The following is a 9370-nucleotide window of genomic DNA, read 5'->3' as shown; positions in this document are numbered from 1 at the left end:
GCGCCAAGGTAAAGGGGAAACCGGTTCGGTTGGACAAATGATTGATAAAAGGCCGTCTGAAATTTTTCAGACGGCCTTTTCCTCATTCCAAACCTACTGGGTATCCACCAAATCCACGTCTTTGGTTTCGTGGGTGCTGTTCAACGCGAGAAGCGTCAAAACGCAGTTGGCGGCAAGGTAGAGGCCGACGCCGATGATGCCGTAGTACGCATTGAGTTCGATGGCAACCAGTGTGGCGATGGACGCGCCAATGATGGCGGCGAAATTATATGCCAGTGACGCGCCGGAGTAGCGCACTTCGGTAGGGAACAATTCGGGCAGCAGCGCCGCCATCGGGCCGAAGGTCAGCCCCATCAGCGCCATCCCGATAAGCAGGAACGCCAATACGCTCGCCGGCGAACCGTGGGTCAGAAACTGCGGCATCAGCAGGCCGAACGCCAGCATCGCAAACGTTACCCAGATCAAGAAGCGGCGGCGGCCGATTTTGTCGGCGTAGATGCCGGAAAAGCTGATGAACGCGCCGAACACCACCGCACTGATCATCAAAAAGCCCGTAAACGTGTTGGCCGGAATACCCAAACCCTGCGGATGGCCGAACTCGGACAATTTCGCCGGCGATTTGGAATACACCTGCGCGAACGCGGTCATGATGTAAAACAGCACATAAGTCGACACCATGATAAACGTGCCCTGCAATATCGGTTTCCTGTGGCCGGCAAACACTTCCTTCACCGGCGCGGCTTTGGTTTTGCCCTGCTCTTCCGCCTCGCGGTACACATGGCTTTCGTGCATGGTCATCCTCATCCACAGGCCGACCAGCACCAGCACCAGCGAAGCGACAAACGGAATGCGCCAGCCCCATTCCACCAGCGCGTCGTGACCGATAATCGAGCTGATGAGGAAAAACACGCCGTTGGCCATCAACAGGCCGATGGGCGCGCCCAACTGCGGAAACGTGCCGAACCAGGCGCGTTTGCCCTCCGGCGCGTTTTCAGTCGCCACCAGCGCCGCGCCGCCCCATTCGCCGCCCAAGCCGATACCCTGGCCGATACGGCAGACACACAGCAGCAGCGGGGCGAGCAGGCCGATTTCCTGATAAGTCGGCAGCAGGCCGATACAGACGGTCGACAGCCCCATCGTCAGCAGCGAAGCCACCAGCGTTTTCTTGCGGCCGATTTTGTCGCCGAAGTGGCCGAACAGCGCCGAACCGACGGGGCGCGCGAAAAACGCCAGCGCCAGCGTCGAGAGCGACAGCAGCGTGGCGACGGCGGGGTCGCTTTTGTCGAAAAACTGGGAATTGAACACCAGCACGGCCGCCGCCGCGTAGATGTAGTAATCATAAAATTCGATAGCCGTGCCAATCATAGAGGCGATAGCAACCTTATAGGGATTGTTGCGCAGATGGTGTTGGTGATGTTGCGGAGAATTCATAATCGGTAACCACGGTTGGAAAACGGAAAAACGGTAATATAGAGATATTGTTAACAATTGTCCAGAATTTGCGAAGGCGGGCGCAGGCCGTCTGAAAACGGTTTTCCTCCCCGCCGGACAACCGCCGCCGTGTGTTTCCGATATTCCGTGATTTCGATGAAAGGCCGTCTGAAAACGTTTTCAGACGGCCTTTCGTCAGCCTATTTCCGCCGCCATCCGCTCTATCGCCCGCAACACCTGCGGAAACTCGGTAAAGCCGTCGCTGCCCAAAAAGTGGCCGCCACCGGTAATTTCTTCCGGTTTTCCGCCCAACTGCCGCGCCAAACGGCGGGTGTTTTCCGGCGGCACGATGTTATCGTTGTCGGCGGTAAACAAGGCAATCCGGTCCGTCATGCGGCGCACGGCGGCAAAATCAATCGGGCACCGGTCGACATAGCCGTCAACATCGAAACCGTTAATCTGCGGCAGTGTCGGAATGCGTGCGCCGAACGCAGACACCAGCACCAGCCCGCCGACTTTGTGCGGACGAATCCGGCTCAGATAATGCAGCAGCGAAACCGTACCCAGGCTGTGCGCCACCAATACCGTGCGCCCTGACGGCATCCCCACCGTCCGCGCCAGCGCGTCCTGCCAGCGGCCGTAATCGGGATGCAGGCTGTTGGGCAGCGGCACCGGCACAACTTCCATTCCGCGTCGCCGCAACTGCTGCGCCAGCCACGGGAACCAGTGGTCGGCAACCGTGGCGCCGTAGCCGTGGATGATAAATACCCGCACGGGGCCGCCGTCGGGTTTCGGCAGGCTTTTGCAGCCCGCCAGCAATACGCCCGCGCCTGCGGCGGCGCAAAATCGTCTGCGATTCATTTTGATGCTCCGTATCATGTTGTTTACAATAGAAACCTTGACGCTCCGGCAAAGCGCGCCGCTCGGCGATGAGCGGCAAACAGGGGCTAAAGCATTACCTTACACAATGACACTATGTCAGGGTCAATATGAAAATCAGCGAATTTGCCCGCCGCTGCGGTATCAGCGTGCGGATGCTGCGTTTTTACGAAAGCGCAGGCATACTCGTTCCCGCACGCACGCCAAGCGGCTATCGGGAATACGACGAACGGGACATCGGCTTCGTCCGCAAAGCCGTCATGCTCAACCGTGCCGGCCTCGCCCTGAAAGACATCGCCCTCCTGCGCGACTGCCTGAATGACGAACCGCAAAACTTTTGCAGCGAGCTGCGCGGCAAACTGGCCGACACGCAGGCGCGCATCCGGCAGCAGATAGACGGCCTGCACCGCTCGGAGCAGTTGATTGCCGGCCTGCTGGCGGCGGAAAAAGCATCCGGCGGCAATGAGGCCGTCTGAAAACGGTTTTGCCCAAACCAAAACAGCCTGAAAGGCCGCTCGGGCTTTTCAGGCTGTTGGCGCGTTTACGGCAAAAATCCTGCCGCCGTATATCCGCATCAACCGAGATATTTCAGTTTGCCGCGGAAATCGTCCAAGCTGCCGTAACCTTTTTCCGCCATGATGGCTTTGAGTTCGCCGCCGATGCGGTCAAACGCCGCCACGCCTTCCTGATGCAGCGCCGTGCCGATTTGCACCATGCTTGCGCCGCAGAGGATGTGTTCGAAGGCATCGCGTCCGCTCGTTACGCCGCCGGTGCCGATGATTTGGATTTCGGGTTTGAGGCGGCAATAGAAAGCGTGCACGTTGGCCAGCGCGGTCGGCTTGATATACGCCCCGCCGATACCGCCGAAACCGTTTTTCGGGCGGATAACCACCGTTTCGTCCTCAATATACAGGCCGTTGCCGATGGAGTTGACGCAGTTGACGAATTTAAGCGGGAAGCGGTTGAACACGGCCGCGGCCTGATCGAAATGGACGAAGTCGAAATAAGGCGGCAGCTTGATGCCCAAGGGCTTGGTGAAATAGGAAAAAACGTCGGTCAGGATGGTTTCCGTCGTGTCGAAATCGTAGGCGATTTGCGGTTTGCCCGGCACGTTCGGGCAAGAAAGGTTGAGTTCGGTCGGGCCGTTGAAGCCGCTTTGCTGCACCTTTTTCAGCAGGGTGTGCGTCTCGTCGGGCGACATGCCGACCAACGACAGGAAAAACGTCCGCTCGGGCACTTTGTTTTGCAGTTCGAGCAGATAGTCCAGATAGTAGTCTATGCCCTGGTTCGGCAACCCCATCGAGTTGATGCTGCCCAGCGGCACGTCCCGATAGCGCGGCTCGGGATTGCCCGCCCGAAAATCCAAAGTCGCGGTTTTGGTTACGAAGCTCCCCGCCGACGAGTTCCTGACCTCTTCCAGCTCGGCGACGGTCATACAGGCTACGCCTGCGGCATTCATCAGGCAGTTGTCGAAATGAAACCCTGCGATTTGCGTTTGTGTTGACGGCATATACGTCTCCTTTTCAGTATGGCAGTTACAATCGGCCGTATTTTAGCATCAAATCGACGTAAGGCCGTCTGAAACATGGTTTCAGACGGCCTTACGCCTCCTGCGGCAACTATAATTGACTACGCCGCCCAACCTTCGTTCTGATACCGCCACAATTCCGCGTAACGCCCGTCCTGCGCCAGCAGGGCGGCGTGCGTGCCCTGCTCGGCGATGCGGCCGTTTTCCATCACGGCGATGTTGTCGGCACCGGAGACAGTGGAGAGGCGGTGGGCGATGACGATGACGGTTTTGTCCCGAATCAGCGCGTCTATGGCCTGCTGGACGGCGACTTCGCTCTGAGTGTCCAAGGCGGCGGTAGGCTCGTCGAGGATGACGACGGGGGCGTTTTTCAAAAGGGCGCGGGCAATGGTGATGCGCTGTTTCTCGCCGCCGGAGAGCCGTCCGCCGATGTCGCCGACGCGGGTCTGGTAGCCTTGCGGCAGGCGGCTGATGAAATCGTGGCAGCCGGCGGTACGGGCGGCCTGCTCGACTTCTTCGTCACTTGCGTCAAAACGCCCCATGCGGATGTTTTCGGCGACGCTGTCGTCAAACAGGTAGGCATCTTGGAAAACGATGGAGACGAGCTTCATCAGTTCGCCCTCGGGCAGGCTCCTGATGTCCGTGCCGCCTATCCTGATGCTGCCCGCCTGTGGGTCGGCGTAACGCATAATCAGGCGCGCCAGGGTGGTTTTGCCGCAGCCCGACGAACCGACCAGCGCGGTCATGGCGCGGGCAGGAATCTTAAGGCTGATTCGGTTTAAGGTGTTTTCTTTCCGTCCTTCGTAGGCAAAATCGACGTTGTCGAATTCGATGTCGTAAGCGGTCGGCACCTTGCCGCCTTCAGTTACGGGCAGAGGTTTGATGTTTTCAAATTCGCGCAGTTTCAAATAGCCCTGCACCACCATTTCGTAAACGGCGGTATAAGACAGCAGGTAGCCCAAAGGCTCGCCGAAGCGCACGATGCCGACAATCAGCGCCGCCAGGAATGCCGCGTCCGTCCGCCCCGACGACAACTGCCACAACCCGAAAACCAGCGCGGACAGCATGGCGGTTTCCACCGCCGAGCCGATAAACAGGTTCGGCAGCCCTTCGCGCACCGATACGTCTTCCTGCACCTTCCGCACCCGTTCGGCAGCGGCGGCCAGCCTGGCGGAACGTTCGCCCGTGCAGCCCGCCGAACGCAAAACCGGCAGCCCCTGCATGTATTCCAACAGCTCGCCGTTCAAATCGTCCAAGGCCGCCGCCGTTTCGCTGCGGTCTTCCGCTAGGCGCGGCCGCATCCGTTTAACCACGGCGGACAACAGGGAGAACAAGGCCGCGAGCAACACGCCGAAACGCCAGTCGTACCACGTGATGCACAGCGCGAACACAGCGGGGATGACAAGGGCGGGAATCAGCATGGCGCTGACGGTCAGCGTATAGTTCACCACGTCGTCCACCGTTCCTGCCAGCATCGCCCCCGTTTCGCCCGAACGGCGGCGGTACAGGACTTGCAGCGGAATGCGCCGAAGTTGCAGGCCCAGCCGCCGCCGCAAACTGTCGCCCGCGCCCGCCGCATGGCCGTTGTAGTCGAAATCGTAGGAAAACCAGCGTGTTACCGTAGTCAGGACAAACAATGAAGTAATGGCGTACAGATAACTTCGCGCCTCGGCCGCCCCGCCCGCCAGCAGCGCGTGGAACAGCGGCACAAACAAGGCGAAGGCCAGGCCCTGCAAGGCGGCGGTCAGCACCAGCAGCCACAGGCAGCGTCTGAGCTGCGGCGCAAATTCCCCCGCCGCCGCCATCACGATGCGGTAGATGGCGGCGGGAGAGGCAGTTTTTAATTCGGCATCGGGGGCGGACATGTCGGTTCTCCTGTTTCGGGTGTGCAGGCCGTCTGAAAACGGCTTCGCACGGTATTTCAAAATTCTGATGCGCGGCGGACAGTTCCGTGTTTTCCGGCGTTTGGCTCGGTCTACCTGAAAACCGATTGCGGCCTGTTCTTTTGTGCACAGGCTATACGCATTCAAACACCAAATCGACAAATTCCCGCCGCACCAATTTACCGCTTTTGCTGACTGCCCAATCGCGGCTGCGTTGTTCCGAAATGCAGCGCAGCGGCAGGTTTTCGGCTAGGGCGCGGATGTCGGCGGCATCGTAAAGCGTGAAGCCGTGCGCCGCGAACGGCAGTTTGGCCATAAAGTCTTTTTCGCAGAAATTCAGACACAGCCGCCCGCCGGATTTCAGCACGCGGCAGAGTTCGGCCAGCATGAAGGGCGCGTCGTCCCAAAAATAGACGGTGTTTACCGACACGGCTTTGTGGAACGCGGCATCGGCAAAGGGCAGCGCGCCGCCGTCATACAGCCGGTAATCCGCCTGCCCTGCGGCGATAAACGGTGCGTTGAACGCCTGCGCCTGCTCGTGCATCAGCGGCGAAATTTCCAGGCCGGTGTAGTGCAGGCCGTCCGCCTGCGACAGGATGTAGCCCAAAAGGCCGCCGTTGCCGCAGCCGGTTTCCAGTATGTTGTCGCCGTTTTGCAGGCGGGCGGCGGCGAACGCGCTGACGATTTGGGTCAGGTTGCGCAGGTTCATCGCCTGCCCGAATACCGTGCCTGCTTCGCCGTGCGGGCAGCGCAGTTGGGCGGCGGTTTGTTCGGCGGATAATTCCATGTGGCTTCCTTAATGGTTGGTCGGGTTGGCGGTATGGCAGGTTAAAAATTTCTGTTGCCGCTCAGGTTTGCCCTCTCCCTAACCCTCTCCTACGGGAAAGGGGACGGGGTTGCAGGCTGCTTTTTAGTTTTCAGACGGCCTCAAGCGGCATCCGCCCCGCCTGTTTTCACGCTGTATTCCAAGGCCTTATGCGGCTTTAAGGTGGCGGAAACATAGCCGTTGGCGGGATTGCGGACGTAGTCCAGATAATCCTGCATGGCGGGGGTGTAGCCTTCCACGTCGTCCACGGCGACGGCGGCGCGCGGGGCGAGTTTGGGTTCGAGCAGTTTGAACACGGGGTAAACCAAGTTCGGCCAGCCGTCGAGCAGCACGAAATCGATGCCGCCGGCGATGTCTTGCAAAGTTTCCAGTGCGTCGCCTTCGCGCAGTTCGATGTAGTCGGCCAGCCCTGCGGCGGCGAAGTGGCGGCGGGCGGCTTCGGCTTTATGCGGCAGGTATTCGGTAGTAATCACGCGGCCGCCGTTTTTCTTGGCCGCTGCGGCCAGATAAAGCGTGGAAATGCCGTAAGACGTACCGAATTCGACAATGTTTTTCGCGCCCTTGGCCAAGGCCTGCATATACAGGAATGCGCCCTGCTGCGGGACGATGGGGATGTATTTGTCGTCGAAATAAGCTTCGTTTTCGCCCGTCCAGCCGCTGCCTTTGCCCAGCAGTTTGGGCAGTTGGGGCAGAAAATGCCATATCAGGCCGGGAATCTGGCGTACGGCGGCGGTGTAGAGGTCGAACAATACGGCTTCGGTTTTTGCGTCGTTTAAAAAAGCGAAGTTTTGTCGGGTAGGTTTGGGCATGGTTTTCCTTTCTGCGGGGTTTTCAGACGGCACGGAAGGCAGTGTCGTTCCCGATACGGCTGCCGGAACCGTGTTGTTTTTTCAGACGGCCTTTTGCTCTTTCAGGCCGTCTGAAAACCGATTGCGGCCTGCTACACGGCGGGGCTGCCCGCCGTATCCGCCGCCCCGCGCCCGCCGTAGCGCCATGCCTTGCTTTGTTCGTGCGCGCGCCAGAGTTCGGCGTAGATGCCGTTTTGCGCCAAAAGTTGCGCGTGCGTGCCCTGCTCTTTCAGACGGCCTTGGTCGAATACGAGTATGTTGTCGGCGTGCATCACCGTGCTCAGGCGGTGGGCGGCCATGAGCACGGTTTTGCCGCGCATGAGTTTTTTGAGCGCGCCCATAATCAGAGCTTCGTTTTCCGCGTCGGTGTAGGCGGTGGCTTCGTCCAGTATCAGGATGGGGCGGCTTTGCAGGATGGCGCGGGCAATGGTGATGCGCTGGCGCTGACCGCCGGAAAGCGACGCGCCGCGTTCGCCGACGGGGGTGGCGTAGCCTTGCGGCAGTTTGGTGATGAAAGCGTGGGCGTTGGCGGCGCGGGCGGCGTTTTCGATGTCGGCCTGCGCGGCGTCGGGGATGCCCAGCCGGATGTTGTCGGCAATGCTGCCGGTGAAGAGGAAATTATCTTGGAACACAAAGGCAATCTGCGACATTAAGGCATCGGGGTCGATGTCGCGCACATCGGTACCGCCGACGGAAATGCTGCCTTCGTCCGCATCCCAAAAACGGGCGGCTAGGCGGGCGACGGTGCTCTTGCCCGAACCGCTCGCGCCGACCAAGGCCGTCCAAGTGCCTGCTTTCGCAGTGAAGCTGACACTGTCTAAGGCTTTGTCCTGACGGTTCGGATACGAAAAGCAAACCTTGTCGAACACAATATCGCCGCCTTCGGGCGTTTTTCCCTCGCCGCGCGCCGACAAGACCGGCGTGTCGAGCAGCTCGGCGATGCGCGCGGCGCTCATTTTCGCCCCTTCGACGGCGTGAAACAAAGCCATATAAGGCATGATGGCTTCGGCCATGCCCGTGCCCGCCAGCAAAACGGCAAGCCAGGCGGCAAACGGCAGCGAGCCGTCCGCATACCAATATGCGCCGCACCACAAAAGCACCAAAAGCGTCGGCAGCGGCGACAACACGACCAGCCCTAAGCGGGCGGGCAGACCGTTTCTTTTGTACCAGCCCTTCAGGTAGCCCAGATAGCCGTCCAACGCGCGGCTGTAACGCCCGAACGATGCCGCACCGCCGTCGAAAGTGCGCACCACGCCCATGCCCTGCACAAATTCCACCACCGCGCGGCTGACCTGTTCGCGCGCTTCGGCATATGCCTTCATTTCGCTCTGCCCCTTTTTCATCACCAGCGACAACACGCCCATGCCCGCCGCCAGCACGGCCGCCGCCGCCAACGCCAGCCGCCAGTCGAAGAACAGCAGGATCAGGAAGGCGAAAAGAGGCGCGGCAAACGAACGGGCATACAAAGGCGTACTGTCGGCCACGAAGGCGTGCAGCGCGGCCACATCGTTCTGCGCCACCTGCGCCAGTGCCGCCGCACCAGAATCCACCGCCAGCCCCGGCGGCGCGCGCCCGATGCGTTCCGCCAGCTTGAGCCGCAGCACTTTTTCCAGTTCGAACGCGGCAAAATGCGACCGCTTGAACGACTGCATCCGCAAAAGGTAAGACATCAGAACCAAGCCTGCCAACAGCGCCGCCAACCCTGCCGAAGGCCGGCCCGCCAGCACGCGCGCAAACAGGAACGCCGTTACCGCAAGCGACGCCACCCACAGCAGCGCCGCCGCCACCGAAAGCAGCATGGCGGTGTAAATACGATGTCTGACCGGCTCAACCAACTGCCAGTGAACGGGGGGCGTTTTCATGGGCGGCTCCTGTCTATCGGAAAAGGCAGAACCAGTTTAACAAGAAACGAAAATGATTTCTATTACTTAATATCAGAACGAGAAATGAACCACGAAAATCCGCCACCTTATTT

8 protein-coding genes are annotated in these 9370 nt (G+C 60.0%); 1 reads left to right on the top strand and 7 read right to left on the bottom strand.

Translation table 11 applies throughout. The annotated features are described in order from the left end of the window. Positions 1–93: 93 nt before the first annotated feature. Positions 94–1431, bottom strand: a complete 1338-nt coding sequence (locus ACI43T_RS10970) for an MFS transporter (RefSeq protein ID WP_297957235.1) — start codon at positions 1429–1431, stop codon at positions 94–96. Positions 1432–1626: 195 nt separating this feature from the next. Then, on the bottom strand, positions 1627–2292 hold the full coding sequence (locus ACI43T_RS10965; RefSeq protein WP_405387082.1) for an RBBP9/YdeN family alpha/beta hydrolase: 666 nt from the start codon (positions 2290–2292) through the stop codon (positions 1627–1629). 128 nt (positions 2293–2420) lie between these two features. Between ACI43T_RS10965 and ACI43T_RS10960 the strand changes: the two genes are divergently transcribed. Beyond that, positions 2421–2786 (top strand): MerR family DNA-binding transcriptional regulator, encoded by a 366-nt coding sequence (locus ACI43T_RS10960; RefSeq protein ID WP_009173366.1) that lies wholly within the window; start codon positions 2421–2423, stop codon positions 2784–2786. A 98-nt stretch (positions 2787–2884) separates the two neighbouring features. On the opposite strand, the gene ACI43T_RS10955 is transcribed toward ACI43T_RS10960, so the two are convergent. From ACI43T_RS10955 to ACI43T_RS10935, 5 genes are all read right to left on the bottom strand, one after another. Continuing rightward, on the bottom strand, positions 2885–3820 hold the full coding sequence (locus tag ACI43T_RS10955; RefSeq protein WP_405387079.1) for a dihydroorotate oxidase: 936 nt from the start codon (positions 3818–3820) through the stop codon (positions 2885–2887). A 119-nt stretch (positions 3821–3939) separates the two neighbouring features. Beyond that, positions 3940–5703, bottom strand: a complete 1764-nt coding sequence (locus ACI43T_RS10950) for an ABC transporter ATP-binding protein (protein WP_405387077.1) — start codon at positions 5701–5703, stop codon at positions 3940–3942. 151 nt (positions 5704–5854) lie between these two features. Next, positions 5855–6508, bottom strand: a complete 654-nt coding sequence (locus ACI43T_RS10945) for a class I SAM-dependent methyltransferase (protein WP_405387075.1) — start codon at positions 6506–6508, stop codon at positions 5855–5857. A 140-nt stretch (positions 6509–6648) separates the two neighbouring features. Continuing rightward, positions 6649–7356, bottom strand: coding sequence for an O-methyltransferase (locus ACI43T_RS10940; protein ID WP_405387073.1), 708 nt, complete (start codon positions 7354–7356; stop codon positions 6649–6651). Between the two features lie 131 nt (positions 7357–7487). Next, positions 7488–9257 carry an ABC transporter ATP-binding protein gene (locus tag ACI43T_RS10935; RefSeq protein WP_405387071.1) on the bottom strand — a complete coding sequence of 590 codons (1770 nt, stop codon included), beginning with the start codon at positions 9255–9257 and terminating at the stop codon, positions 7488–7490. Positions 9258–9370: the final 113 nt, after the last annotated feature.

It is taken from the genome of Neisseria oralis, assembly GCF_045062685.1.
GTDB lineage: Bacteria > Pseudomonadota > Gammaproteobacteria > Burkholderiales > Neisseriaceae > Neisseria > Neisseria oralis.
This window is presented reverse-complemented; position numbering and strand designations above follow the sequence as displayed.